The organism is Cryobacterium sp. AP23, from assembly GCF_054075385.1.
Genome location: NZ_CM133415.1, coordinates 1,751,355 through 1,777,125, shown reverse-complemented (window position 1 = coordinate 1,777,125; position 25,771 = coordinate 1,751,355). Strand labels below are relative to the sequence as shown.

Genomic DNA, 25,771 nt, shown 5'->3' with positions numbered 1-25,771 from the left:
GACCCTGACACTCTGACCGTAGAGACGACACTCTGATTCCAGGGAGCCGGGAGGCCGCATGGCGACAATCCTCCTGATCTTCCTGCTCGTTTCCGTTCTCACCCCCACGCTCACCCGACTGATCGGGTTGCGTGTTTTCTATGTGGTGGCCGTACTGCCCGCCATCGCGTTCGGGTACACCCTCACCCAGACCGGCACCGTACTGGCCGGCGGCGCCGCCACCGAGAGCCTGCCATGGATCCCGCAGCTGGGCATCAGCCTGAGTTTCCGGGTGGATGCCCTCGCCTGGTTGCTGGCGCTCGTCGTCACCGGCGTCGGCGCCCTGGTGCTGATCTACTGCGCCCGCTACTTCGACGAGGACGAGCCCAGCCTCGGCCGGTTCGCCGCGCTGCTGCTCGCCTTCGCCGGCACGATGTACGGCCTCGTCACCGCAGACGACATCCTGGTGATGTTCATGTTCTGGGAGATCACCAGCGTGCTCTCCTACCTGTTGATCGGGCACTACACCACCAAACGGGAGAGCCGCGGTGCCGCCCTGCAGGCGCTTCTGGTGACCACCTTCGGCGGCCTGGTGATGCTCGTCGGCGTGATCATGATCTCCGTCGATTCCGGCTCCACCTCGCTGGCGGCCATCGTGGCCGACCCCGGCGACAGCCCCGTCGCCGTCTGGGCGGTGCTGCTGATCCTGGTCGGCGCGCTGTCCAAGTCCGCATTGATCCCCTTCCACTTCTGGCTGCCCGCCGCGATGGCCGCGCCCACCCCGGTCAGCGCCTACCTGCACGCCGCCGCGATGGTGAAGGCCGGCATCTACCTCACCGCCCGCTTCGCGCCCGGCTACGCCGACTCACCGGGCTGGCTGCCGGTGCTGGTGACCATCGGCGTGTGGACCATGCTCGTCGGGGCATGGCGGTCGCTCCGCCAGCACGACATCAAGCTGATGCTCGCCTACGGCACCGTCAGCCAGCTCGGCTTCCTCATGGTCGTCGTCGGCTTCGGCACCCGCGACGCGGCCCTCGCCGGGGCGGCGCTGCTCCTCGCCCATGCGCTCTACAAGGCCACCCTGTTCCTCGTGGTGGGCATCATCGACCACCGCGCCGGCACCCGCGACTGGCGCAAGCTCTCCGGGATCGGCCGCCGCGAACCGGTGCTCGCGATCATCGCCCTCATCGCGGTCGCGTCGATGGCGGGCCTGCCGCCGCTGCTTGGCTTCGTCGCCAAGGAAGCCGTGTTCACGGCGTTCCTCGAGGCCGGGCTGGCCGGCGACGGCTGGGGCTGGATCGCCCTGGCCGGAACCGCGGTCGGGTCGGTGCTCACCGTCGCCTACAGCGCCAAGTTCCTCTGGGGCGCCTTCGGCACCCGGCCCGCGATCAGCGACACCGCCCTGCACCACGCCCGCTGGGACTTCAACCTGGCCCCCGGCATCCTCACCATCGCCACCGTGCTGCTCGGCCCGCTGGTGTTCCTGCTCGACCCGGTCCTGGCCGCCTACGCCGACACCGTCCCCGGCGGCGGGGACTACCACCTGGCGCTCTGGCACGGGCTGGAGCCGGCGCTGCTGCTGAGCACCATCGTCGTGCTGCTGGGCCTGGCCATCTTCGCCCAGCGCAAGCGGGTGGCCCGCTGGCAGGCCGCCGTGCCCGCCTGGGTCGACGCCGGCCACGGCTACGGCCACACCGTGCGGTTCATCGACCGGGTCGCCGCGCGCACCACCCACCTGGCCCAGAAGGGCGGGTTGCCGCAGTACCTGGCCACCATCCTCGTGGTGTTCGTGCTCGCCCTCGGCGCGGCCTCCTTCGTCAACCGCACCTGGCCCGACGCGATCGTGGCCTGGGACTACCCGGCCCAGGTGATCATCGGCCTGATCATGATCATCGCCGCGGTCATGGCCGCCCGGGTGGGTCAGCGGATGACCGCGGTGCTGCTGGCCGGCGTCACCGGCTACGGCCTGGTCGCCCTGTTCGCCTTCCACGGCGCCCCCGACCTCGCGCTCACCCAGGCCCTCGTCGAGTCGATCACCCTCGTCGTGTTCGTGCTCGTGCTGCGCCGGCTGCCCAGCCGCATCGCCCAGCACAACCGGCCGATGCAGCGCCGTCGCCGGGCGATCATCGGCGGCCTGGTCGGCCTGGTGATGGGCACCATCGCGGTGATCTCCCTCGGCGCCCGCCAGGCGCAGAGCATCGCCGTCGAACTTCCCCGGCTGGCCGTGGAAGAGGGCCACGGCAAGAACATCGTCAACGTCATGCTCGTCGACATCCGCGCCTGGGACACCATGGGGGAGATCTCGGTGCTCATCGTCGTCGCCACCGGTGTCGCCAGCCTGCTGTTCGTCTCCGGCCGTGCCGCGGAGATGCCGCGGCTGCGGGAATCCCGGAAGCGCCGCGCGCCGAAGAACCGCCGCCGCGTCGTCGCGGACCCGCACGCCAGCTCCGCCGGGCACGCCGTCAGCCGCCAGTCCTGGCTGCTCGGCGGGCGCACCCAGTCGGCCGAGAACCGGTCGATCATCATCGAGGTGCTGGTGCGGCTGCTCTTCCACCCCGCCATCGTCGTGTCGATCTACCTGCTCTTCGCCGGCCACAACCTGCCCGGCGGCGGGTTCGCCGGGGGCCTGCTGGCCGGCCTGGCCCTGGTGGCGCGCTACCTGGCCGGCGGCCGGTACGAGCTCGGTGAGGCCGCGCCCATCGACCCGGGCAAGATCCTCGGGCTCGGCGTCGTGCTCGCCGTCGGCACGGCCGTGGCGTCGCTGTTCGTCACCGGCATCCCGCTCGAGTCGGCCTACTTCGAAGCGGACGTGCCCCTGCTCGGCCACCTCTCCTTCGGCACCTCGAGCATCTTCGACATCGGCGTGTACCTCGTGGTGATCGGCCTGACCCTCGACATCCTCCGCAGCCTCGGCAGCGAGATCGACCGGCAGAGCGAACTCGACGAACCCGGCGACGACGACCCCGAGCACCCCACCGTGCCGCCGCTCGGCGACGAGTCCAGCGACGCGGGCGACGCCATCGGCTTCGATGCCTCGTCTGACTGGGTGGCCGCCGAGGCACCCGCAGCGGGCGAGGGCCCCGAGACCGCCCCGATCACCCAGCCCACGGCCGACGATACCGAGCCCAGCCCGGCGGAGGGACACCGATGAGCGCCTCCCTGACCCTGGTCGTCGTGATGGCCGTGATGTACGCCGCGGGCATCTACATCATGCTCGAACGCAGCCTCACCCGGGTGCTGATCGGGTTCCTGCTGGTGGGCAACGCCACCAACCTGCTGATCTTCATCATGAGCGGCCGCCCCGGCAGCTCGCCGATCGTCACCGGCACGGCGCTGGACGACACCATGGTCGACCCGGTGCCGCAGGTGCTGATGCTCACCGCCATCGTGATCAACTTCGGCATCACCGCGCTGCTGCTCGCGCTGATCTACCGGTCCTGGTGGCTGGCGCAGCTCGGCGACGAGGGCGACACCCTCACCGACGAGCACGCCGCGGAGACCAGCGAAGACTCCGAGATCACCTTCCGGTCCTCCACCGACGACGAGGCCGCCGTGCAGGCGTCCCTCGACGCCAGCGAAGACGGCAGCGACGACGACAGCTCCGCAACGGACGCCACCGACCGCTCCGACGAACGCGACCCCGCGACCACCGACCGGGAGGGCGGCAGCTGATGAACGTCCTTGTGCCCCTCGTCGTCGCGATCCCGCTGCTCGGCGCCGCCCTCGCCCTGGCTCTCGGCCGCCGCTCGCGCTACCAGGTGATGGTGAGCGTGCTCTCGCTCACCGCGATCGTCGTGATCAGCGCCATCCTGCTGGTGCTCGTCGACCAGCACGGCCCCGCCGTGGTGCACGTGGGTGACTGGCAGGCGCCGTGGGGCATCGTGCTCGTCGTCGACCGGCTCTCGGCGATCATGCTCATCGTGTCGGCGCTGATGCTGCTCGGCGTGCTCCTCTTCGCCGTCGGGCAGGGCATCGTCGAGGGCGACCGGGAGACCCCGGTGTCGATCTTCCACCCCACCTACCTGGTGCTGGCCGCCGGGCTGTTCAACGCGTTCATCGCCGGTGACCTGTTCAACATGTATGTCGGCTTCGAGATGCTGCTCTCGGCCAGCTACGTGCTGCTCACCCTCGGCGGCACGGGCGCGCGCATCCGGGCCGGCGTCACCTACATCGTCGTCAGCCTGGTCTCGTCGATCCTGTTCCTCTCCGCGATCGCCCTGATCTACGGTGCCACCGGGACGGTCACGCTGGCCCTGCTGGCCGAGCGCATCCCGCAGCTGCCCGGCGACGTGCAACTGATCCTCGGGCTGATGCTGCTCATCGCGTTCAGCGTCAAGGCGGCGGTGTTCCCGCTGTCGTTCTGGCTGCCGGATTCCTACCCGACCGCGCCCGCCCCGGTCACGGCCGTGTTCGCCGGCCTGCTCACCAAGGTCGGCGTCTACGCGATCCTGCGCACCCAGACGCTGCTCTTCCCCGACAACCGGCTGCAGGTACCGCTGATGATCGTGGCGCTGCTCACCATGGTGATCGGCATCCTCGGTGCGCTCGCCCAGGCCGACATCAAACGGTTGCTCTCCTTCACTCTGGTCAGCCACATCGGGTACATGATCTTCGGCATCGCGCTGGGCACCGAGGCGGCGATCGCGGCCACCATCTTCTACGTGGTGCACCACATCATGATCCAGACCACCCTGTTCCTCTGCGCCGGGCTGATCGAGCGGATCGGCGGCACCACGTCACTGGCCCGGCTCGGCGGGATGCTCAAGGCGGCGCCGCTGGTCGCCGTCCTGTTCTTCATCGGCGCGCTCAACCTCGGCGGCATCCCGCCGTTCTCCGGGTTCCTCGGCAAGGTCGCCCTGTTCGACGCGGGCGTGCAGGTCGGCGGCGCGTTGAGCTACGTGCTGCTGGCCGGGGGAGCGGCGACGTCGCTGCTCACCCTTTACGCGCTCGCCCGGGCCTGGAACATGGCGTTCTGGCGGCCGCGGCGTGACGTGGAGAACTACGACTCGGCCATGCTCAACGCCCTGCAGGACGACCCGCATGACGAGGGCACGGTCCTGACCAAGACCACCTCCCCGCTGATGACCGCGGCCACCGCCACCATGCTGGTCCTCACCGTGAGCCTGACCGTGTTCGCCGGCCCCGCCTTCGACCTGGCCGCCCGCGCGGCGGCGAACATCGAGCAGCCGTCGACGTACATCGACGCCGTGTTCCCGGGCGGCACCCCGTGAACGCCGTGAAGGACCGGCTCGGCGGGGTCGTCAACCAGCTGCCGCTCTTCCTCGGCCTGGTGCTGCTCTGGGCGCTGCTGTGGGGCAAGTTCTCCTGGCTGAACCTGATCACGGGGGCGGTCTTCGCCGCGATCGTGTCGGTGGTGTTCTACCTGCCGGCGGTGCAGCTCAGCGGTCGGGTCAACCTCTGGCGCACCGCGTGGCTGGCCGGGAAGCTGCTCTGGGACATCGTGCGGGCCTCCGGCACCGTGGCCTGGCTGGCCCTCGGGCCCGGGTACACCCCGAGCAACGCCATCATCGCGGTGCACCTGCGCACCCGGAGTGACCTCATCCTCACCTGGACGGCCGTGGCCACGTCGATCGTGCCCGGTTCCATCGTGGTGGACATCGAACGGGTCGACTCCACCCTGTACCTGCACGTGATCAACATGCGCAACGCTGCCGAGACCGACGCCTTCCGCGCATCCGTGCTCGCCACCGAGCGGCGCATCGTGATGGCGTTCGGCTCCCGGGAGGACGTCGAACGGGTCTGCCGGGTGCAGAACGAAGAGGAGCGGCTGGGAACCACGCCAGGCGAGCCGCCGGAAGTCACGAACGGAGCCCAGCAATGACCCCCATGGACATCGTCGCCGTCGTCGCGGGAATCATGTTCGGTGCCGGAGCCCTGGCGGCCGTCTACCGCATCATCCGTGGGCCCTCCGTGCTCGACCGGGTGATCGCCTCGGACGTGCTCGTGTCCACCATCATCTGCGCCCTCGGTGCCGAGATGGCGTTCAACCGGCACACCGACAACCTGCCGGTGTTGCTGGTGCTGGCCCTGTTCGCGGTGCTCGGGTCGCTCAGCGTCGCCCGGTTCCTGCCCGGACGGGACCGCGCATGAGCGCCGTGTGGAGTGACGTGGTCACCGCCGTGCTGGTGCTGCTCGCCGCGCTGATGTGCCTGGCCGCCGGCGTCGGCCTGCTCCGCTTCCCCGACGTGCTGACCCGGCTGCACTCCGCCACCAAGCCGCAGATCCTCGGGCTGATGGCGGTCACCCTGGACATCGCGGTGACGAACTTCAGCATCGGCACCGTCACGCTCGTGCTCGCGATCGTGCTCTTCCAGGCGCTGACCGCGCCGATGGCGGCGCACCTGGTGGCCCGCGCCGCCTACGTCACCGACCACCTCCGGCCGGATCTGTTGATCCTCGACGAGCTGCGGGACGCGCGCGGCTGATAGTATTGCCGGGTCGCGACTGGCGTAGCACGAAAGATGGGTCACCATCGGGGAGCGACTGACACGGTTAGTGACCGCACGCCTGGGCCACGACACATCCATCGAGAGTCTCAAGGAGTTCCCCGTGTCCGACACTGTGTTGACTAATTCTGTAGCGTCCAGCTTCAACGATTCCCTCGAGGTCGTCGACCCCGAGATCGCCGCGATCCTCGAGCTCGAGCTCGGTCGCCAGCGCGACTACCTCGAAATGATCGCCAGCGAGAACTTCGTGCCCCGCGCCATCCTGCAGTCGCAGGGTTCCGTGCTCACCAACAAGTACGCCGAGGGCTACCCGGGCCGCCGCTACTACGGCGGCTGCGAATACGTCGACGTGGCCGAGCAGCTCGCCATCGATCGCGCCAAGAGCCTGTTCGGCGCCGAGTACGCGAACGTGCAGCCGCACTCCGGCGCCACCGCCAACGCGGCCGTGCTCTCGGCCATCGCCACCCCCGGCGACACTATCCTGGGCCTCGAGCTGGCGCACGGCGGCCACCTCACCCACGGTATGAAGCTCAACTTCTCCGGCAAGCTCTACAACCCGGTCGCCTACGGCGTCGACCCGGAGACCTTCCGCGTCGACATGGACGTGGTGCGCGACAAGGCCCTCGAGCACAAGCCGCAGGTCATCATCGCCGGCTGGTCGGCATACCCGCGCCAGCTCGACTTCGCCGCGTTCCGCGCCATCGCCGACGAGGTCGGCGCCAAGCTCTGGGTGGACATGGCCCACTTCGCCGGCCTCGTCGCCGCGGGCCTGCACCCGTCACCGGTGCCCTACGCCGACGTCGTCTCCAGCACCGTGCACAAGACCCTCGCCGGCCCCCGCTCGGGCTTCATCCTCTCCCGCGACACCGCGCTGGCGAAGAAGCTCAACTCCAACGTGTTCCCCGGCCAGCAGGGCGGCCCGCTGATGCACGTGATCGCCGCCAAGGCCACCGCGTTCAAGCTCGCGGCGCTGCCGGAGTTCAAGGAGCGCCAGGAGCGCACCCTCCGCGGTGCCCGCATCCTCGCCGACCGGCTCACCGCCGACGACTCGCGCGCCGCGGGCATCGACGTGCTCACCGGCGGCACCGACGTGCACCTCGTGCTCGCCGACCTCCGCAATTCCGAGATCAACGGCCAGCAGGCCGAGGACGCGCTGCACGAGGTGGGCATCACCGTCAACCGCAACTCGGTGCCGTTCGACCCGCGCCCGCCGATGGTCACCTCGGGCCTCCGCATCGGCACGCCCGCCCTGGCCACCCGTGGTTTCGGCGACGCCGAGTTCACCGTGGTGTCCGACGTCATCGCCGAGGCGCTCAAGCCCGGCGCCGACATCCAGGGCCTGCGCGCCCGGGTGAAGGGCCTCACCGACGCGTTCCCGCTGTACCCCGGCCTCTCCCAGTAGGCCCCTTTGCGGTGACGGATGCTGAGCCCTCGCGTGCGCGCATCCGTCACCGCACCGGGCATCACCGCGCGCATCGTGCCGCGGCGATCGCGACATCGGCGCGTAGCCCCAGGCTGGGGCAGGCGCGCAGCATCACCAACAGATCGGATTTCGCATGACCGCACTCACCCTCGACGGCGTCGCCACCGCGACCCAGGTCAAGCACGAACTCACCGAACGCGTGCGCGCGCTGGCCGCGCAGGGCATCGTGCCCGGGCTCGGCACCCTGCTCGTCGGCGACGACCCTGGGTCGCGCTCCTACGTGGCCGGCAAGCACCGCGACTGCGCCGAGGTGGGCATCGAGTCCATCCGCATCGACCTGCCCGGTTCGGCCACGAGCGCGGATGTGCGCGCCGCGATCACCGACCTCAACGCCGCCCGCGAGGTCACCGGCTACATCATCCAGCTGCCGCTGCCGGTGGGCCACAACGAGAACGCCATGCTCGAGCTGATGGACCCGGCCAAGGACGCCGACGGCCTGCACCCCACCAACCTCGGTCGCCTGGTGCTCGGCATCGAGGGTGAACTCAGCTCGCCGCTGCCCTGCACCCCGGCCGGAATCGTCGAGCTGCTGCGCCGCTACGAGGTGCCGATCGCGGGCAAGAACGTGGTCGTCATCGGCCGCGGCCTCACCGTGGGCCGCCCGCTGGGGCTGCTCTTCACCCGCAAGGGCCTGGACGCCACCGTCACCCTCACCCACTCGCGCACCGTCGACCTGGCCGCCGAGGTGCGCCGCGCCGACATCGTCGTGGCCGCCGTCGGCCAGCCGCACCTGGTGCAGGCCGACTGGATCAAGCCCGGCGCCGCCGTGCTCGACGTGGGCATCACCCGGGTCGAGAACCCGGAGACGGGCAAGGGCATGCTCACCGGAGACGTGCACCCCGACGTCGCCGAGGTGGCCGGCTACCTCTCGCCGAACCCGCGCGGCGTGGGCCCGATGACCCGTGCCATGCTCCTGGCCAACGTCGTCAAGGCCTCCGAGCGCCTCCTCAAGCCCTAGTCCCGCCGCCCGCCGGGTCAGATGGCCAGGCGGTGCAGGGCCGCGTGGCCGAGGTAGTTCTCGGCGTTGTGGCGGATGCCGTCGATCTCCTCCGGAGTGAGCTCGCGGCGTACCTTGCCCGGTACGCCGGCCACGAGGGACCCCGGCGGCACGATGGTGCCCTCGAGCACCACGGCGCCGGCGGCAACGAGGGAGCCGGCACCGATCACGGCGCCGTTGAGCACCGTGGCGGCCATACCGATCAGGGCACCGTCCTCCACGGTGCAGCCGTGCAATACCGCGCCGTGGCCCACCGACACGTCACGGCCCACGATCATCGGGAAGCCGCCGTCGACGTGGCAGGAAACGTTGTCCTGCAGGTTCGAGCCGGCGCCGATCCGGATCGGTTCCGCCTCGGCGCGGAGCACCGCGTTGTACCAGACGCTCGCGTGCTCGGCGAGGCTCACGTTGCCCACCAGCACGGCTCCGGCAGCCACGAACGCGCTCTCGGCCACCTGCGGCCCCGGTCGGTCGGGCAGGCTGATGAGGCGGGCGGCGTTGTCGGCGGTCATGGGACCACCCTAGTTGCGCATCCATCCGTCGCCACCCTTACGACCACCTCTCGCGAGCCGTGATCTAAACCCCGAAAATCCCGAATTTCAGGTGCCCGGCTCACGGTTCGCGGGCTCTAGGATTCAGGGATGGTGAACACAGCGCATCCCGCCGTCGACCGAGTGCGCCTCGCGCTCAATGCCCAGGGGCTCGACCCGGATATCCGCTGGTTCGACGATGCCACCACCACCGCGGTCGCCGCTGCAGCGGCGCTGGGCATCGAGGTCGGTGCGATCGCGAACTCGCTGGTTTTCACCCTCGACGGTGAGCCGCTGCTGGTCCTCACGTCCGGGGCGCACCGGGTGGACACGGCCTGGCTGGGGGAACAACTCGGCGGCACCATCGGGCGGGCCTCGAAGGACCTGGTGAAGGAGGCCACCGGGCAGGTGATCGGCGGGGTCGCGCCCGTCGGGCATCCGTCGCCGATTCGCACGCTGGTCGACGAGGACCTCGCCAGCTACCCTGCGGTCTGGGCCGCGGCGGGGCATGCGCACACGGTCTTCCCCACCACGTTCGCCGAGCTGCTGCGCCTCACCGGCGGCACAGCCACCCCGGTGGTTCCGCCCGCCTGACCCCGGGTGTTGAGTTACGGACTTTCGGCCTTCCTTTTCGAAACGAAGGCCGAAAGTCCGTAACTCACCGAGCGGCGGGTCTAGGAGAGGCGGGCGGCCCCGGCGGCGGCGCGCACCACGAACATGTCGGGGGCGGTGTAGCCGGCGGTGGCGAAGGCATCCGCCACGGCCTGCTGCACGGCGGGGATGAGCGCGTGCGGGGTGAGCGCGATCGCCGAGCCGCCGAAGCCGCCGCCGGTCATGCGGGCGCCGAGGGCGCCGGCCGCACGGGCCGTCTCCACCGCGAGGTCGAGCTCGGCGACCGAGATCTCGAAGTCGTCGCGCATCGAGGTGTGCGAGGCGTCGAGAAGCGAGCCGATCGCAGACGGGCCCTCTTCGCGCAGCACCCGCACGGTGTCGAGCACCCGCTGGTTCTCGGTGAGGATGTGCCGCACCCGGCGGAACGTCTCCTCGTCGAGGGCGGATGCGGCGCGCGGCAGGTCGTCCACGGTGAGGTCGCGGAGGGACCCGACGCCCATCAGCGCGGCACCCTTCTCGCAGGAGGCACGCCGGTCGGCGTAGCCGCCGGTGGCGTGCGCGTGGCTCACCTTGGTGTCGATCACGAGCAGCTCGAGGCCGGCGTCGTCGAAACCGAGCGGGATGACCTCGGACTCGAAGCTGCGGCAGTCCAGGAACACCGCGGCGTCGGTCTGGCCGAGCAGCGACGCCGACTGGTCGAGGATGCCGGTGGGCGCGCCAACGACCCGGTTCTCGGCCAGCTGCCCCACCCGCACGAGCACCTGCTTCTCGAAGCCGAGGTTCCAGACCTCGTTGAGCGCCACGGCGGTGGCGCACTCGATCGCGGCCGAGGAGGACAAGCCCGCGCCGATCGGCACGTCGGAGTCGATGAACGCGTCGAACCCGGTCACGGCCGAGAGGTCGGCGCCGTGTTCGCCGAGCGCCCAGGCGACGCCGAGCGGATACGCGGACCAGCCCGACACGGTCTCGGGGGAGAGCTCGTCGAGCGAGATCTGCACGATCTCGTCGGTGAAGGAGCTGGCGACCCGCAGCATCCGGTCGTCGCGCACCGACAGTGCCACCACGGCACGGCGGTTGATCGCGAACGGGAACACGAAACCGTCGTTGTAGTCGGTGTGCTCACCGATCAGGTTGACCCGGCCCGGGCCGAACCAGAGTCCGTCGGCGTCGTGGTCGAACCGGTCCCGGAAGCCGCTCAGGATGGTCTGGGTGGTGTCGCTCACGAGTGGGCCTTTCCGGTGGTGCTGTCGGTTGCTGCGGCGTCGGCGGCGTCGGAACGCTCCACCGCGGCGCGGATGTTCGCGGCCGCCTGCTCGGGCGTGACGTCGCCGATCCAGGCGCCCATGGCGGCCTCGGAGCCGGCCAGGTACTTGAGCTTGTCCTCGGCCCGGCGCGGGCTGGTCAGCTGCAGCATCAGGCGGATGTCGTCCCGGTGCACGTTCACCGGCGCCTGGTGCCAGGCGGCGATGTACGGAGTCTCGGTGGAGTACAGCTGGTCGATGCCACGCAGCAGCCGGCGGTACAGTACCGCGAGCTCGTCGCGTTCGGCCAGGGTGGTGCCGGCGAAGTCGGCCACGTGGCGGTGCGGCAGCATGTGCACCTCGACGGGCCAGCGGGCGGCGAACGGCACGAATGCTGTCCAGTGCTCGCCCTGCAGGATGATGCGCTCGCCGGCCTGTTCGCTGGCCAGGATGTCGGCGAACAGGGTGGGGCCGTAGCTCTCGATCGAGTCGATCAGCCGCTGCGTGCGCGGGGTGACGTAGGGGTAGGAATAGATCTGCCCGTGCGGGTGGTGCAGGGTGACCCCGATGGCCTCGCCGCGGTTCTCGAACGGGAAGACCTGCTCGATGCCGGGCATCTGCGACAGCGCGTGGGTGCGCTCGGCCCAGGCCTCGATCACGGTGCGGGCGCGGGTGACCGACAGGCTGCCGAACGAGCCCTCGGTGGCGGGGCTGAAGCAGACGACCTCGCAGCGGCCGACCGAGGTGCGGATGCGCCCCAGCCCGATCGTGCGGAGGTCGTCGAGTCCGGCAGGCGCGTCGGCGTCCTCGAGCAGCGGCCCGAACGAGGGGGACTTGTTCTCGAACACGGCCACGTCGTAGTTGCTGGGCACCTCGGACGGGTTCTCCGGGGTGGACGGCGCGAGCGGGTCGAGGTGCGCCGGAGGCAGGAACACCCGGTTCTGCCGGGCGGCGGCGATGGAGACCCATTCGCCGCTGAGCGGGTCCTGGCGCATCCGGGCCGTGGCCGGCCGCGGCGCGAGATCGCGCAGGTCGGGGGCCCGGTCGGGCGCCAGGGTGGTGTCCGGGTCGTCGAAGTAGATGAGGTCGCGGCCGTCGGCCAGGATGTGCGCCTTGCGGGTGATTCCGGCGTCGGCGACGAAGTCTGGGGTGCTGGGAGTCATGGTGCGACCAACGCTAGTCGATTTACGAATGCGAAACCAGTACTTGCGTATTGAAAAGCGACACAAACTAAGTGAAGATTGGGCCATGGCCTCTGCGGAACATCCGACCGACCGGGACGCGCTGCCCGCGCACCAGCGCCGGGAACAGATCCAGCGACTCGTCGACGAGCGCGGCTTCGTGCGGGTCAGCGAACTCAGCGACACCTTCGGCGTCTCCGGCGTCACCGCCCGCGCCGACCTCGACCAGCTCGAGAGCGCCGGCTCCCTCACCCGCATCCACGGCGGTGCGGTGCCCGCCGGGCCCGCCGCCGTCGGCCGGCCCGACCGGGAGTTCTCCTTCGAGGAGGCCCTCGCCTCCTCGGTGATCCCCAAGCAGGAGATCGGCGACCTCGCCGCGTCCCTCGTCACCAGCGGCCAGAGCGTGATCCTCGATGTGGGCACCACCACCCTCGCCATCGCCCGGGCGCTCGTGGCCCGCACCGATCTCACCGACGTCGTGGTCATCACCAACGGCCTGAGCATCGCCCTCGCCCTCGAACCCGCCATCCCGCGCTTCACCGTGATCGTCACCGGCGGTTCGCTCCGGCCGCTGCAGCACTCGCTCGTCGACCCGCTCGCGGCCACCGTGCTCAGCCAGGTGCACGCCGACCTCGCCTTCATCGGCTGCAACGGTGTCGACGCCGACGGCGGCGTCACCAACATCAACCTGCCGGAGGCCGGCGTGAAAACCCTCATGCTGGCCGCCGCGGCGCGTGCGATCGTGGTGGCCGACGGTGCCAAACTGGGGCACGTGCACCTCGGCCGGATCGGCCCGCTCGCCGCCTTCGACACCCTGGTGACGGATGCGGCCGCCGACCCGGCCGCGCTCGCGCCCCTCCGTGATGCCGGCCTGGCCGTGCTCCAACCCACCTGACCGGAAAGACTACCCATGCCGCAGCCCGCCGCCACCGGAACCCAGTACGCGCTCAGCCTGCAGACGCCGCAGGGCCCGGCCACAGCGACCATCACCGAGGTCGCCGCGGGCCTGCGCGAATATGCGCTGAACGGCATAGACCTGGTGGAGGGGTTCGCCGCCGACCGGGTGCCGCCGCTGGGCGCCGGCATCGTGCTGGTGCCCTGGCCCAACCGCATCCGTGACGGCATCTGGACCCAGCACGAGGTGCGGCACCTGCTCGCCATCACCGAGCCGGTCCTCATGAACGCGATCCACGGCCTGCTCGCGGTGACCGCCTACCGTCTGGTCGCCCAGAGCGCCGCGTCGGTCACCCTGGCGGCCACGGTCTACCCGCAGGCCGGCTACCCGTACCAGCTCGACACCACGGTCACCTATGCGCTCACGCCCGACGGACTGGCCGTCACCCACACCATCCGGAACGTCGGCGGCGAGCCGGCCCCGGTCGCCATCGGCACCCACCCCTACCTCAAGATCGGTGACGTCCCCACCGAGGACCTCGTGCTCCGGCTGGCCGCCACCAGCCACATCGACGTCGACCACCGGCTCAACCCCGTCGGTGTGACCCCGGTGGACGGCACCCGCTTCGACCTCCGCGCCGGCGCGCGGGTGGGCGACCTCGACCTCGACGACGGGTTCGGCGGCGTCATCGTCGAAGACGGTCGCGGCGAGCACTCCCTGACCGCGCCGGACGGGCGCCGGGTGACCCTGTGGGGTGACGAGAACATGGCCTACGTGCAGGCCTTCACCCCGCGCATCTTCCCGGTGCGCACGGGCGCCACCGTGCAGCTCGGCCAGGCCGTCGCGATCGAGCCGATGACGGCGCCGGCGGATGCCTTCAATTCCGGCCAGGGCCTCCGCTGGCTGGCTGCCGGTGACGAGTGGACGGTTCGCTGGGGAATCACCCCGGCGGGTTTCGCCGACTGAGCGACCCGGCCTAGGGTGGCGGGAGCGCCGCAGTTGCAGCGCCCTGCGGATTGACAAGGAACGACCAGACCCATGGCATCACCCTCCCTGACCCGCCCCGCCCCCACCGTGCCCACCCCGCGGGCGCCGCTCAGCCCCACCGACGAGGCCCGCCGGATCGCGCTCGTCGGCATGAAACGGCTCGCCCTCGGCCTGCTCCTCGCGATGGCCGTGATCTTCGCCGTGTCCTTCGCGCTCGAGGACCGCTACCCCTGGCTGGAGTACGTGCGCGCCGCCGCCGAGGGCGGCATGGTCGGCGCGATCGCCGACTGGTTCGCCGTCACAGCGCTGTTCCGCTACCCGCTCGGGCTGCGCATCCCGCACACCAACATCATCGCCAACCGCAAGGACGAGATCGGCGCGAGCCTGGGCGAGTTTGTGGAGTCCAACTTCCTCTCCGACGCTGTCGTGCGCGGCAAGCTGGAATCCATCGGCATCTCCAGCCGGGTCGGCGCCTGGCTGGTGCAGCCCAGCAACGCCGAGCGGCTCACCGACGAGCTCGCGCACGCCGGCTCCGGGCTCCTCGACCTGCTCAGTGACGACGACATCAAGGACCTGCTCGAGGGCGTCGCGCGGGAGCACCTGCTCGAACCGGAGTGGGGACCGAGCCTCGGCCGGCTGGGCGGGCACCTGGTCGAGTCCGGCCGGCACCACGCCGCCGTCGACCTGCTGCTGGACAAGGCGCACTCCTGGCTGGAGACCCACCCGGAGGCGTTCGGCCAGTCCGTGTCCACCCGGCTGCCCCGCTGGTTGCCCGGCTTCGTCGGCGAGATGGTCGACGACAAGGCCTACCGCGAGGTGCTCGCGTTCGTGTCGACCGTGCAGGGCACCCCCGAGCATCCGCTGCGGGAAGCGATCGACCACTACCTGGCCGAGCTGATGGCCGACCTGCAGCACGACACAACCATGATCGCCCGCGTCGAAGCGCTCAAGCTCGAGCTGGTCGACAACGCCAAGCTGCGCGAATTCGCCGGCGACGCCTGGGAGTCGCTCAAGGAGACCCTGCTGGTGGCCCTCGCCGATCCGCAGAGCGCCCTGCGCCGCGGCATCACCTCGACGGTGCTGGACGTCGGCGGGCGCCTCGCCGGCGACGCGTCCCTCGGCGCGCGTATCGACCGTTGGCTGGCGGATGCGGCGGGCTACATGCTGCAGAAGTACCGGCACGAAATCGCCGGCGTGATCACCGAGACCGTGGAACGCTGGGATCCGGCCGAGACGACCGAGAAGATCGAGCTGCAGGTGGGCAAGGATCTCCAGTTCATCCGCATCAACGGCACGGTGGTCGGTGCGCTCGCCGGGTTGCTGATCTTCGCCGTCGCGCAGGGAGCCGCGGCGCTGCTGGCCCTCTGACCGGGCCGGCCGACCGGTGCCGGCACTGGCCGACCCACTCTGGCTGACCCCCAGATGAGCCATACTTAAGGGGTGGGCACAGATGGTTCGCACGACTCCGATGACGGCACCGTCACCCCCGCCGTCGCGCCCTCAACCGGGCGGATCGTGGACGAGGGCATGCTCATCGCCATGGCCGCCGTGCGGATGGCGCTGAAGAACCGCATCATCGTCGGCGCCCTGCGGGAGCACACCGACTACGACGCCGCCGACTACGCGGCGCTCGCCCGGCAGGAACTGCGCGAGGTGGCCCGGCAGAACGACGAGGACTCCACCCGGGTCGAACGGCTCGGCTCGTACCTGTTCCGCACCACCCGGTCCGGCAAGGGCCGGGAGATCGAGAACAAACGCCGCGACGTCATCCGCCTCGGCCGCCGGCGCACGCTGCACGATCACGTCGCCGAGCGCCTGCGCGACCTCGCCGACGACGACGACCGGGTCGCCGAGCTGGTGGAGAAGGCCCGCGCGGATGCCCTGGAGGAGATCAACGAGGCGCTCGCCACCCGGCTGCTGGCCCAGCGAATCGACCCGCGCCAGCCCGGCTACGCGGCGGCGCGCGCCGAGCGGATGCGGGCCGTGGGCAAGATTGACCTCGCCGCGCTGGCGAAGAAGACCCGCCACACCCGCTGAGCCGCACTCGGCGGGGCGGTGGCGGCGACCGGCACCGGCACATCCGGCACCGCGGGGCGGCCGCCGTTCGCTACGCTCGAAGGGTGGATACCCAGGCAATACAGACGTTCCTTGATGACAGCGATTTCTCCGGAGTGGTGCTGGTGCGCGACGGCGACCGCACGATCTTCGAGGCGGCCAGGGGATTCGCCACCCCGCGCTGGCAGGTGCCGAACACCCTGGACACCCGCTTCGACACGGCGTCGATCACCAAGCTGTTCACCAGCGTCGCCGTGCTGCAGCAGGTGGATGCCGGCCGGCTCGACCTTGAGGCCTCGATCCACGACTACGTCGACCTGGGCGGCAGCGCGATCGGCACCGATGTCACCCTGCTGCACCTGCTCACCCACACCAGCGGCATCGCCGACGACGTGGACGAGGAGGCCGGCGAGGACTACGACGAGTACTGGGCCGCGACGCCGAACTACTCGCTGATCGAGACGATCGACTTCCTGCCGCTGTTCGCCGACAAGCCGCGCCTGGCCCCGCCCGGGGTGCAGGTCGAGGACTGCAACGTCGGCTACATCCTCGCCGGCCTCGCCGTGGAGCGGGCATCCGGCCTCTCCTACCGCGACTACGTGCGCGACGAGGTCTTCGCCCGCTCCGGCATGACCGACTCCGGCTTCTTCGACCGCCGGGATGCCGTCGAGCGCGTCGCCGAGGGCTGGGACCGGCGTGAGGACGGCAGCTGGATCTCCAACATCTACAGCTCCCCGGCGATCGGCTCGCCCGACAGCGGCGCGCAAACCACGGCCGGCGACCTGATGAACTTCCTCAACGCCGTCCGCGGCGGGAAGCTGCTCTCCAAGGAGTACACCGAGGAGTTCTTCACCCCGCAGGTGGACTACGACGACGACATCAAGTACGGCTTCGGTCTCGAGTTCGACTTCGACGACAACGGGAAGGTGCGCTCGTATTACAAGGACGGCGTCAACGCCGGTGCCAGCGGCATCCTGCGGCACTACCCCAAGAGCGGCCTCGACGTGGTCGTGCTCAGCAACGCCGAAGAGGGCGCCTGGGACCTCGTGGTGGAGCTCGACGCCCAGTTCTGACCCACGATCCCAGGTCCTCCCCACGGTGCGCCGTGGGAGCATAACTCCTGCAATTTTCGGGGCCGGGCGAGCGGATGACCGGAATTCCGCGGGGCCGGATCGGCCGGCGGCGGAATTGCAGGAGTTATGGTGTGGGCAGGGGGCAGCGCAGCTGGGTGCGCTCGCCACTGCGGTCGATGTCGTGGTCGGTCATCGGCGCTCCGCAGAGCGGGCAGCGCGCCACCGGACGCTCGGCCACGGGCACCTCGTCGTCGTACGGGCCCAGCGGCGGCGGGCCGATGAACGGCAGCAGCCGTGAGTTCAGCCAGCCGCCGAAGCCGGCCTCTTTCAGGGTTGGTTTGCGTTTCTTCGCCGTCATACTAGTTAGTGTACTAACTAAATGCGTTTATTGGTTAGGGTACTAAATACCGGGGCTCGGGCCCGCGTTTTCTGAGGAGTGGTGATGACCGAACCGAACGTGCTCGCGCTGGAGAACCAGGTCTGCTTCGCCATCACCGTTGCCGCGCGGGCCACCGTGGCGCTCTACCGGCCCATCCTGGAGCCGCTCGGCCTCACGCATCCGCAGTACCTGGTGATGTTGGCGCTGTGGGAGGAGAACCCGCGCACCCTGCGCAGCCTGGCCGACGCGCTGCGGCTGGAGCCGGCGACCCTCTCGCCGCTGGTGAAGCGGCTCGAGGCGACGGGCTACCTGCGCCGGGAGAAGTCGACCACCGACGAACGCGCCCTGCAGGTGACGCTCACCGACGCCGGCCTTCAGCTGCGCCGGATCGCCGAGACGATCCCCGAGCGGGTGGCCCGCACCCTGGACATGTCCCCGGCGAGCCTCGTCGAGCTGCGGGACACGCTCAACGCCGTCATCCGTGCGACCGAGGCCGCCGGAGAACCGGCGCGCTAGCCGCACCGCCAGGCCGCCGAGTTGCCCTGTTGCGGACGAGTTGCCCCGCTCCACCGGGGCAACTCGTCCGCACGGGGGCAGGTCGCGGCACGGGGTCGCGGACGGGTGAGTACGCTGGCGCCATGAAGAAGATCTCGATCGAGGCCCTCGCCCGCCAGCAGCTCGCTGCGGCCACCTCCGGCACCAGCGGACGGGCCGCCGACACCGTCTTCGGCGGCCACGAGAAGGTGCTGCGCCAGACCGTGATCGGTATGGCGGCGGGCACGGTGATGGCGGAGCACGAGAGCCCCGGCGACGCCACCGTCTATGTGCTGAGCGGGCGGGTGCGGCTGATGGTGGGGGAGGACTCCTGGCAGGCCCGCACCGGCGACCTGCTGATCATGCCCAGGGCCCGGCACAGCCTCGAGGCCGAGGAGGACGCCGCCATCCTGCTCACGGTCGCCAAGCTGCCGTAGAGACCATCGAGTTGCCCCGCTGCGGTCGAGTTGCCCCGTTCCGCCGGGGCAACTCGTCCGCACGGGGGCAACTCGGCGGATGCGACGGGCGAACTACTGAGGTGCGGCCGGCCAGCCCAGGGCGAGCTCGGTGGCGGCGGCGCTCGCCGCGGCGATGTCGTCGGCGCTGCCGCCCGCCCGCGCGGCGGCCAGTCCGACCAGGAATAGGCTGAGCGGGGCGGCCGGCCGGGCCACGTTGTGGGCCACGTCGCGGGCCACGTCGAGCAGCAGACCGGTGGGGATCACCTCGGCGTCGAGGCCGAGGTGCGCGGCGAGGGCGGCCACCCAGTCGTCGAGGGCTTCGGGCGGAAGCGGAACGTTCGTGCTCATGGGGTCACTCCTCGGTGGGCGAATCGGTGGAGGTGGCGGGCTCGGCCGCGACGTCCTCGGCGGGGATGGGGCCGCCGGCCGGCACAGGCTGGAGCACGGGCAGGGGAGCGGCGTCGAACTGTCCGGTGTCGGCGTCGATGGTCAGCACCCGGCCGATCAACGGTTCCCCGGTGCCGGTGATAACGCGGATGGCCTCGGCGGCCAAAAGCGCACCGGCCTGCCCGCGCAGCGCACCGAGTACGCCCGGGTCGGCGGGCACACCCAGAAGGGCGGCGGGGTCGGCGCCGAAGAAGTCGCGCAGCCGGGTGGAACGCTGGCCGCTCCGCCTTGGCGGACTGGACCAGAACACCGACAGTTCCGCGTTCCCGCGCGCCACCGAGCCCCACACCAGCGGCAGCCCGAGGGTGGCGCAAGTGTCGCCGACGAGGAACGGCTGCGGGGAAACATCGCTGCCGTCGAGCACCAGGTCGTAACCGCCGAGGATGCGCGCGGCCGTCTCGGCGGTGAGCGCCTCGTCGTGCGCCACCACTGCAGTGTCGGGCGAGAGGGTGAGAACGGTGGTCGTCGCGAGAACCAGGGCGTCGACATCCAGCTCACCCACGTCGCAGAGCCCGATCGTGCCCACACCGGCGGCGGCCAGCGAGCGGAGCGCCGGTGCGCTGAGCCCGCCGGCGCCGAGCACGAGCACCCGGGCGGCGGCGAGGCGGCGGTGGCCCAGGTCGTCGATCGGGGGCAGCCGCAGTTGCGGCAGGCTGCGCACCTGCAGCAGGCGTGCGGTTTCGGTGGGGCTGAGCGGGCCGCTGGGCTCGACGAGAGGGGGAAGTGCCATGACACCACGGTACGCGGCAATCGCCTGCGGCACGCCCACGGCACCCCGATGGGCAGCGTGTGAAGCGGCCACACGTCCGCAACGACGAGCAGCGCCCACGTCCCTCCCATCAGGCCGGTCAGAGGATTAGGCTCGAAGGAGGTTCCAGTGGGCTCCTGTGGGGGCCGCGCCGGACGCATTCCCAGGAGGGCACCCATGAGCAGAGTCACGGCCAGGCGCAAGATCACCCGGCTGACGGTGGGCCAGGCGCCCATCCGCCGCGAAGACGTGCTTGCGGCCGAGGAGCCGCTCGAGATGCGGGTGAACGGCCGGTCACTGGCCGTCACCATGCGCACGCCCGGCCACGACGTCGACCTCGCCGCGGGCTTCCTCGTCTCCGAGGGCATCATCAGCGCGGGGGAGCACCTCGCCACCGCCCGCTATTGCGCCGGCGCCACGGCCGAGGGCGTCAACACCTACAACGTGCTCGACCTGCACCTGGCCCCCGGCGTCACACCGCCGGCCCAGAGCCAGGAACGGAACCTCCTCACCACCAGCTCGTGCGGCCTGTGCGGCAAGGAGAGCATCGACGCGGTGCGCACCAAGTCCACCTGGGAGGTGCGGGCGGATGCGGTGCGCGTCGACGCCGAGATGCTCTCGAGCTTCCCTGACACGTTGCGTGCGGCACAGGCGGTCTTCGAGAAGACCGGCGGCCTGCACGCCGCCGCCCTGTTCGACCCCGCCACCGGCGAGATGCTGGTGCTCCGCGAGGACGTGGGACGGCACAACGCGGTCGACAAGGTGATCGGCTGGGCGGTGAAGGAGAACCTGCTGCCTCTGCGCGGCACCGTGCTGATGGTGTCCAGCCGGGCCAGTTTCGAGCTGGCGCAGAAGGCGCTGATGGCCGGCATCCCGGTGCTCGCCGTGGTGTCGGCGCCGTCCTCGCTCGCGGCCGAGTTCGCGGCCGAGGTCGGCATGACCCTGGTCGGCTTCCTCCGCGGCGACTCGATGGTGATCTACGCCGGCGAGGAACGCATCACGCAGAGCGCGCTCGCCACGGTCTAGCCGGGCCTGTCCCGCTCTGTCGAGGCCGCAACTGTTCCCGAAACGGACAATTGCACCCGGTGTGCCGGGTGCAATTGTCCGCACGGGGACCAGTTGGGGTGAGCTGACCGGCCCAAACCTGTACTCAGGCGGCGAGTCCGTGCGCCCGGCGGGCGCCCCGGCCGAGCGTATTGCCCACGTTGGTGCCGTCGGGAACCTGGGTGTCGCGTTCCAGCCGCACGCCGGCGGCGATGCGCACGTTGCGGCCGATCCGGGCGTGGCTGCCCAGGCGCGCGCCGCCGGCGACGAGGCTGCCCTCGCCGATGTGCACGTTCTGGCCGATGAAGACCTTGTCGCCGATGATGACGTCATGGTCGATCCAGCTGCCCGGCCCGACCCAGGCGTCCCGGCCGATCTCCGCACCGGACTCGATGTAGGCGGACTCGGAGATGAAGGCGCTGGGTTGCACGCTGGACTTGCCGGACACCCATCCGTTGCCATTGGGGTGCCGGCGATACTTCTCGATGACGCCGGATTCGACTTCCACGTCGATGTTCTTTCGCACTGGGGCTCCTCCCGTGACGCTCGTTGGGTGCGCCACCCGCCGCCGAAGCGCGGATGTTGCGCCTGAGGCCGAAGTTCAGCACATCAGAACGAGGGTCAACACGATCAGAAACACTGAATACTCGCAGGACATTCCGTGCGCGTGCCCAGTCTCAGGTGCCGCACAGGAGGGAGGGCCGGCCCCGAATCGTCCCGCGAAGGCGGGCGACCGAGCGCACAACCGTGAAGTGGGCCCCGTCGGGCTCGAACCGACGACCCAAGGATTAAAAGTCCTTTGCTCTACCAACTGAGCTAGAGGCCCGCGGTTAATAACTTAGCGTGGATTGCCGGACGGTTTTTCTGACTAGCGTGGAAGCAGCCGCAACACCCAGACGAGAAAGCCAGGAGGAGAGCGATGGCCGACGATTTTCACAAGCCCACCCAGTTCTCGGGCGCCAAATTCGAGTCCATGATGGGCGGCGAGGACCCGGCGCAAATCAGCCGGGTGGCCCACGAGACCGCGCAGGCCCTGATCAACCGGGTGCGCGACGACCCAGACCCCGGCGTGGTCGAACGCCTGGTGGCGTACACCGACGAGCACGGGATCGATGCTGTGGCCGAACTGTGGTCGCGGGCCACGCCGCGCAGCCTGCCCGGCGCCCTCTGGCGGATCTACCTGGTGCGGCTGTTGATCCGGCAGGATGCCGACGGTACGGCGTTCCTGTACCAGCGCGGCATCGACGTGGCCGTCAGCATCGACCCGATCGTGGCGGGAGCGGCCGTGCCGACCGGCCCGGCCGAGATCATCCTGCTGGCCGACGAGATCCTGCGCGGCCTGTTCACCGGCGACTTCGCCGTCGCGCTGGACCGGGCGGCGGCGTTCTGCCGGGTGATCGGGGCCGGATGCGCGAGCGTCGCCGACGATTTCGACAGCACGGAACCCGGCCGCTCCAGCGAACTCACCACCCGCGCGCTGCGGTTCTCCACCACGGCACAGGAGTTCGCCGCCTGCGCCCGGTTGTGGCGCAGCGACTCGCTTGAATAGCCCGGAGGGCCAAAACAAACCAGGGGAATGAACATCCCTGGTTTGTCGTTTACACTGGATGCTGGCCGGACCGCAGTAACCCCGGGCTCCAATATTCGCCGTCTAGAACGGCCTCGCGCCGAGAGGCGTTCTGCGGTCCGGCCTTCACTCTGCCCGGCGGCCGGCGGGCACAGGGCCATAACTTTTCTTCGCTCCAGACCAATCCATCAGGGACTCGGCACCGAACCCTCTGCATGGAAGGGGACTAGACCTGACATGCTGGATCTCATGACAGCTGAATTCAACCTCGACGCCTCGTCGACAGCGCCTTCGAAAGAAGAGCTGCTCGCCCGAGTTGCGGCCGGGGACCAATTGGCTTTCGGAGAGCTTTACGACCAGATCGCTCCGCGGGTGCTTGGCCTTGTCAAGCGCGTGCTGATCGATCACGCACAGTCCGAGGAAGTGACCCAGGAGATTTTCCTGGAGATCTGGCAGACGGCTTCGCGGTACGAGTCGCAGCGTGGCGGGGCTTCGACCTGGATCATGACCATGGCGCACCGGCGTGCGATCGACCGAATTCGGTCCTCGCAAGCCGGACGCGACCGGGACACGAAGATCGGTATCCGCGACCTCGCGGTGCCGTACGACCACGTCGCCGAAACCGTCGAGGTGAAAATCGAGCATGAAAGGGTGGAGAAGGCGATGTCGAGACTGACCGAACTGCAACGCCAGGCCGTGAGCCTGTCGTATTTCAGCGGTTACAGTCACCGCGAAGTCGCTGACCACCTGCACATTCCGCTCGGCACCGTGAAGACAAGGCTGCGCGACGGGTTAATCCGCTTGCGAGATGAACTGGGGGTGGCGTCATGAGCGACACCGACAAGCCAGACAACGACCTGACCGGCAACGGTTCGGTCGAGAACCCGGCCGACCTGGCCGGGGCCTACGCCCTGCACGCGCTCAACGCCGAGGAAGAGGCCGCCTACGAGCGGCACCTGGCCGAGTCGGAGCAGGCGCGCATCGAAGCCGTCGAACTCGGCGACACGGCCGTGGCCCTCGGCCTGGCGGTCGCGCCGGTGCAACCCTCCAGCGCGCTCAAGGCCGGCCTGATGGCCAAGCTCGCCTCCACCCCGCAGCTGGCGCCGCTGCCCGCGACGACCGAACCGGCTCAGCCCGTGCAGATCGCTGCCACGACGGATGCGCCGCCCGCGGCCATCCCGATCGGCTCCGCCCCCGCATCCGCCGCGACCTCGACCCCCGCCGTCGCGCCGGCACCGACCGACGTACCGGCCCCCGCGGCCGAGCCCGCCCCGACCTCGGCCAACGGCCAGGGCGCCGCTGCCGACCGGGCCCAACGCCGCTGGTTCCAGCGCCCCGCCGGGTACCTCGTCGCGGCCGCGGCCGCCGTGGCCCTGTTCGTCGGCGGCACCCTCGTCGGACCCGCGCTCTACGGTGATTCCGGCGACGACTTCGCCGCGGCGCAGGCCGCCAGCCTCGCCGAGATCAACGCCGCCGCCGACACGCAGCGGGCGTCGACCGAAACCACCGAAGGGCAGGAGGCCACCCTGGTCTGGTCCGGTGAACTCGGCCTGTCCGCGATCATCGTCGACGACCTGCCCGCCCTCGGCGACAACGAGGACTACCAGCTCTGGTACATCGGTGAGGGCGGACCGGTCTCCGCCGGCACGTTCGACTCCGATGGCTCCGGCCCCGTCTGGCGGGTGCTCGACGGCACCTTGAACGCCGGCGACGCCGTCGGTGTCACCGTCGAACCCGCCGGCGGCTCCGACCAGCCCACCACCGACCCGATCGTGGCCATCCAGAGCTAGACGGCGCTGCACGGCATGCCGACTTGCCGCAAAGTGCCCCTTCCGCCGCGCTGAAGGGGGACTTCGGCGGAACTCGCGGGCGGCGCGCATCCCGACTTGCCGCAAAGTTCCCCTTCCGCCGCGCTGAAGGGGCACTTTGGCTGAACTCGACGGCTGGCCCTGCCGTGAGTTGACAATTGAGGCCCCCATTGACCGCTCGAAGCGGCGCCAACTGGCAACTCGATGTCGGGCCCGGGCTGAGTTGCCAGTTCGGGCCCGCTCAGCGGGCCGTATGGGGCGCAACCTGGCAACTCGCGGGCGCGCAGCTGCATCGGCCGGGGCGGGCTCCGGGATGCGCCGGGCGGGGTGGGTAGGCTCGGTGCATGACCCTGCCTTTCACGCTGCTCATCGACCCGGAGCCCGCCGACTCCACCCGCACCGACTTCGTGGAGACGTTCCACGAGATCGACTCCGGCGCCCCGGCGCTGCGGGTGGCCGAGCTCAGCACCCAGCGCGGTGACGGCATCTTCGAGACCCTGAGCGTGGTCGACGGGCACCCGCAGGAGGTTGAGCCGCACATCAGCCGGCTCGTCAACTCGGCCCAGATCTGCGACCTGCCGGTGCCGAACCCGGCCCAGTGGCGGGCCGCGATCGCGTATGCGGTCGCCCGCATCCCGGGCGAGGGTGAGCTGGCGCTGAAATTCGTGCTCAGCCGCGGCGTCGAGCACGGCCCCGCGCCCACCGCGTGGCTGCACGCCACCAAGGCCGCCGATTTCACCGCGGTGCGGGAGAACGGCATCAAGGTGATCACGCTCGACCGCGGCTACCCGCGCGGCGTCGCCGAGCAGGCGCCGTGGCTGCTGATGGGCGCCAAGACCCTCAGCTACGCCATCAACATGGCCGCCCTGCGCGAGGCGAAGCGCCGTGGCGCCGACGACACCATCTTCCTCACCCACGACGGCTACGTCATGGAGGGCCCCACGTCGAGCGTGATCGTGCGCATCGACGGCCGCTACGTCACCCCGGCGCCGAGTGGCGCCATCCTGCACGGCACCACCCAGCAGAGCGTGTTCGAGTACCTCGAGGCGCACGGGGAGAGTGTCGAGTACCGCGACGTCACGATCGACGAGCTGCGGGCGGCGGATGCGGCCTGGCTGGTGTCCAGCGTGCGCCTCGCGGTCGCTGTGACCGCGCTGGACGGCGTGGAGTTCCCCCACGACGACGAGCTCACCCTCACCTTGAACGCGTCCCTGCTGGCCCGCACCGGCGCTTAAACGCCCGCGAGCCGTGAGCTGAGCACGTTTCCGGGCGTCCGGAAGGGGGCT

The 25,771-nt window shown here is 70.3% G+C and carries 28 protein-coding genes, 1 tRNA gene and 1 riboswitch; of the genes, 21 read left to right on the top strand and 8 right to left on the bottom strand.

Annotated features, from left to right (window positions below; genetic code table 11):
• Window positions 1–58 precede the first annotated feature (58 nt).
• The 8 genes from ACU5E9_RS08475 to ACU5E9_RS08440 all read left to right on the top strand — a co-directional run bounded on the left by ACU5E9_RS08475 (window position 59) and on the right by ACU5E9_RS08440 (window position 8,887).
• Window positions 59–3,130, top strand: coding sequence for a Na+/H+ antiporter subunit A (locus ACU5E9_RS08475; RefSeq protein WP_456813177.1), 3,072 nt, complete (start codon window positions 59–61; stop codon window positions 3,128–3,130).
• Complete coding sequence (locus tag ACU5E9_RS08470; RefSeq protein WP_456813176.1) at window positions 3,127–3,651, top strand: sodium:proton antiporter; 525 nt, start codon at window positions 3,127–3,129, stop codon at window positions 3,649–3,651. The genes ACU5E9_RS08475 and ACU5E9_RS08470 overlap by 4 nt, the downstream gene beginning before the upstream one ends.
• Window positions 3,651–5,210, top strand: coding sequence for a Na+/H+ antiporter subunit D (locus tag ACU5E9_RS08465; protein WP_456813175.1), 1,560 nt, complete (start codon window positions 3,651–3,653; stop codon window positions 5,208–5,210). Before ACU5E9_RS08470 ends, ACU5E9_RS08465 begins: the two co-directional genes overlap by 1 nt.
• Window positions 5,207–5,821 carry a Na+/H+ antiporter subunit E gene (locus tag ACU5E9_RS08460; protein WP_456813174.1) on the top strand — a complete coding sequence of 205 codons (615 nt, stop codon included), beginning with the start codon at window positions 5,207–5,209 and terminating at the stop codon, window positions 5,819–5,821. The genes ACU5E9_RS08465 and ACU5E9_RS08460 overlap by 4 nt, the downstream gene beginning before the upstream one ends.
• Window positions 5,818–6,090: a monovalent cation/H+ antiporter complex subunit F gene (locus ACU5E9_RS08455; protein ID WP_456813173.1), complete on the top strand. Its 273-nt coding sequence runs from the start codon at window positions 5,818–5,820 to the stop codon at window positions 6,088–6,090. Before ACU5E9_RS08460 ends, ACU5E9_RS08455 begins: the two co-directional genes overlap by 4 nt.
• Window positions 6,087–6,425: a monovalent cation/H(+) antiporter subunit G gene (gene mnhG / locus ACU5E9_RS08450; RefSeq protein WP_456813172.1), complete on the top strand. Its 339-nt coding sequence runs from the start codon at window positions 6,087–6,089 to the stop codon at window positions 6,423–6,425. The genes ACU5E9_RS08455 and mnhG overlap by 4 nt, the downstream gene beginning before the upstream one ends.
• 5 nt (window positions 6,426–6,430) lie before the next feature.
• A riboswitch (ZMP/ZTP riboswitch) is annotated at window positions 6,431–6,520 on the top strand.
• Between the two features lie 29 nt (window positions 6,521–6,549).
• Window positions 6,550–7,848, top strand: a complete 1,299-nt coding sequence (gene glyA / locus ACU5E9_RS08445; RefSeq protein WP_456813171.1) for a serine hydroxymethyltransferase — start codon at window positions 6,550–6,552, stop codon at window positions 7,846–7,848.
• A gap of 154 nt (window positions 7,849–8,002) precedes the next feature.
• A complete protein-coding gene (locus tag ACU5E9_RS08440; RefSeq protein ID WP_456813170.1) occupies window positions 8,003–8,887 on the top strand; it encodes a bifunctional methylenetetrahydrofolate dehydrogenase/methenyltetrahydrofolate cyclohydrolase in 885 nt (294 codons plus the stop codon).
• 17 nt (window positions 8,888–8,904) lie between these two features.
• Here ACU5E9_RS08440 and ACU5E9_RS08435 read toward each other — a convergent pair whose 3' ends face one another.
• Complete coding sequence (locus ACU5E9_RS08435; RefSeq protein WP_456813169.1) at window positions 8,905–9,438, bottom strand: gamma carbonic anhydrase family protein; 534 nt, start codon at window positions 9,436–9,438, stop codon at window positions 8,905–8,907.
• A gap of 129 nt (window positions 9,439–9,567) precedes the next feature.
• On the opposite strand from ACU5E9_RS08435, the gene ACU5E9_RS08430 reads away from it, so the two are divergent.
• A complete protein-coding gene (locus ACU5E9_RS08430) occupies window positions 9,568–10,050 on the top strand; it encodes a YbaK/EbsC family protein (protein ID WP_456813168.1) in 483 nt (160 codons plus the stop codon).
• An 80-nt stretch (window positions 10,051–10,130) separates the two neighbouring features.
• Here ACU5E9_RS08430 and galK read toward each other — a convergent pair whose 3' ends face one another.
• Complete coding sequence (galK, locus tag ACU5E9_RS08425) at window positions 10,131–11,291, bottom strand: galactokinase (protein WP_456813167.1); 1,161 nt, start codon at window positions 11,289–11,291, stop codon at window positions 10,131–10,133.
• A complete protein-coding gene (galT, locus tag ACU5E9_RS08420; RefSeq protein WP_456813166.1) occupies window positions 11,288–12,472 on the bottom strand; it encodes a galactose-1-phosphate uridylyltransferase in 1,185 nt (394 codons plus the stop codon). Before galT ends, galK begins: the two co-directional genes overlap by 4 nt.
• 85 nt (window positions 12,473–12,557) lie before the next feature.
• On the opposite strand from galT, the gene ACU5E9_RS08415 reads away from it, so the two are divergent.
• From ACU5E9_RS08415 to ACU5E9_RS08395, 5 genes are all read left to right on the top strand, one after another.
• Complete coding sequence (locus ACU5E9_RS08415) at window positions 12,558–13,385, top strand: DeoR/GlpR family DNA-binding transcription regulator (protein WP_456813165.1); 828 nt, start codon at window positions 12,558–12,560, stop codon at window positions 13,383–13,385.
• Between the two features lie 15 nt (window positions 13,386–13,400).
• On the top strand, window positions 13,401–14,351 hold the full coding sequence (locus ACU5E9_RS08410) for an aldose 1-epimerase family protein (protein WP_456813164.1): 951 nt from the start codon (window positions 13,401–13,403) through the stop codon (window positions 14,349–14,351).
• A 72-nt stretch (window positions 14,352–14,423) separates the two neighbouring features.
• The gene (locus tag ACU5E9_RS08405; RefSeq protein WP_456813163.1) at window positions 14,424–15,740 is read left to right on the top strand and encodes a DUF445 domain-containing protein; all 1,317 of its coding nucleotides are present in this window, start codon (window positions 14,424–14,426) and stop codon (window positions 15,738–15,740) included.
• A gap of 72 nt (window positions 15,741–15,812) precedes the next feature.
• A complete protein-coding gene (locus ACU5E9_RS08400; RefSeq protein ID WP_456813162.1) occupies window positions 15,813–16,409 on the top strand; it encodes a hypothetical protein in 597 nt (198 codons plus the stop codon).
• Window positions 16,410–16,492: 83 nt separating this feature from the next.
• Window positions 16,493–17,500 carry a serine hydrolase domain-containing protein gene (locus tag ACU5E9_RS08395; protein WP_456813161.1) on the top strand — a complete coding sequence of 336 codons (1,008 nt, stop codon included), beginning with the start codon at window positions 16,493–16,495 and terminating at the stop codon, window positions 17,498–17,500.
• A gap of 124 nt (window positions 17,501–17,624) precedes the next feature.
• Here the strand turns inward: ACU5E9_RS08395 and ACU5E9_RS08390 are convergent, their stop codons facing one another.
• A complete protein-coding gene (locus ACU5E9_RS08390; RefSeq protein WP_456813160.1) occupies window positions 17,625–17,858 on the bottom strand; it encodes a hypothetical protein in 234 nt (77 codons plus the stop codon).
• Window positions 17,859–17,942: 84 nt separating this feature from the next.
• Here ACU5E9_RS08390 and ACU5E9_RS08385 point away from each other — a divergent pair, with 84 nt between their 5' ends.
• Together ACU5E9_RS08385 and ACU5E9_RS08380 are read left to right on the top strand one after the other, a co-directional pair.
• A complete protein-coding gene (locus ACU5E9_RS08385) occupies window positions 17,943–18,395 on the top strand; it encodes a MarR family winged helix-turn-helix transcriptional regulator (RefSeq protein ID WP_456813159.1) in 453 nt (150 codons plus the stop codon).
• A 122-nt stretch (window positions 18,396–18,517) separates the two neighbouring features.
• Window positions 18,518–18,850 carry a cupin domain-containing protein gene (locus ACU5E9_RS08380; RefSeq protein WP_456813158.1) on the top strand — a complete coding sequence of 111 codons (333 nt, stop codon included), beginning with the start codon at window positions 18,518–18,520 and terminating at the stop codon, window positions 18,848–18,850.
• A 93-nt stretch (window positions 18,851–18,943) separates the two neighbouring features.
• Here the strand turns inward: ACU5E9_RS08380 and ACU5E9_RS08375 are convergent, their stop codons facing one another.
• Together ACU5E9_RS08375 and ACU5E9_RS08370 are read right to left on the bottom strand one after the other, a co-directional pair.
• The gene (locus tag ACU5E9_RS08375) at window positions 18,944–19,219 is read right to left on the bottom strand and encodes a DUF6457 domain-containing protein (protein WP_456813157.1); all 276 of its coding nucleotides are present in this window, start codon (window positions 19,217–19,219) and stop codon (window positions 18,944–18,946) included.
• 4 nt (window positions 19,220–19,223) lie between these two features.
• Complete coding sequence (locus ACU5E9_RS08370) at window positions 19,224–20,048, bottom strand: HesA/MoeB/ThiF family protein (protein WP_456813156.1); 825 nt, start codon at window positions 20,046–20,048, stop codon at window positions 19,224–19,226.
• Between the two features lie 195 nt (window positions 20,049–20,243).
• Here ACU5E9_RS08370 and fdhD point away from each other — a divergent pair, with 195 nt between their 5' ends.
• Entirely contained in the window at window positions 20,244–21,092 is an 849-nt protein-coding gene (fdhD, locus tag ACU5E9_RS08365; protein WP_456813155.1) for a formate dehydrogenase accessory sulfurtransferase FdhD, read from the top strand.
• Window positions 21,093–21,216: 124 nt separating this feature from the next.
• On the opposite strand, the gene ACU5E9_RS08360 is transcribed toward fdhD, so the two are convergent.
• Together ACU5E9_RS08360 and ACU5E9_RS08355 are read right to left on the bottom strand one after the other, a co-directional pair.
• Window positions 21,217–21,636: a hypothetical protein gene (locus tag ACU5E9_RS08360; RefSeq protein WP_456813154.1), complete on the bottom strand. Its 420-nt coding sequence runs from the start codon at window positions 21,634–21,636 to the stop codon at window positions 21,217–21,219.
• Window positions 21,637–21,863: 227 nt separating this feature from the next.
• Window positions 21,864–21,936, bottom strand: a tRNA-Lys gene (locus tag ACU5E9_RS08355).
• Window positions 21,937–22,029: 93 nt separating this feature from the next.
• Here ACU5E9_RS08355 and ACU5E9_RS08350 point away from each other — a divergent pair.
• The 4 genes from ACU5E9_RS08350 (at window position 22,030) to ACU5E9_RS08335 (ending at window position 25,720) form a co-directional block, all read left to right on the top strand.
• The gene (locus ACU5E9_RS08350) at window positions 22,030–22,659 is read left to right on the top strand and encodes a DNA-directed RNA polymerase subunit beta (protein WP_456813153.1); all 630 of its coding nucleotides are present in this window, start codon (window positions 22,030–22,032) and stop codon (window positions 22,657–22,659) included.
• A gap of 267 nt (window positions 22,660–22,926) precedes the next feature.
• A complete protein-coding gene (locus ACU5E9_RS08345; RefSeq protein ID WP_456813152.1) occupies window positions 22,927–23,508 on the top strand; it encodes a sigma-70 family RNA polymerase sigma factor in 582 nt (193 codons plus the stop codon).
• Window positions 23,505–24,467 carry an anti-sigma factor gene (locus ACU5E9_RS08340; protein WP_456813151.1) on the top strand — a complete coding sequence of 321 codons (963 nt, stop codon included), beginning with the start codon at window positions 23,505–23,507 and terminating at the stop codon, window positions 24,465–24,467. The genes ACU5E9_RS08345 and ACU5E9_RS08340 overlap by 4 nt, the downstream gene beginning before the upstream one ends.
• A gap of 362 nt (window positions 24,468–24,829) precedes the next feature.
• Window positions 24,830–25,720 carry an aminodeoxychorismate lyase gene (locus ACU5E9_RS08335; RefSeq protein ID WP_456813150.1) on the top strand — a complete coding sequence of 297 codons (891 nt, stop codon included), beginning with the start codon at window positions 24,830–24,832 and terminating at the stop codon, window positions 25,718–25,720.
• Window positions 25,721–25,771 lie beyond the last annotated feature (51 nt).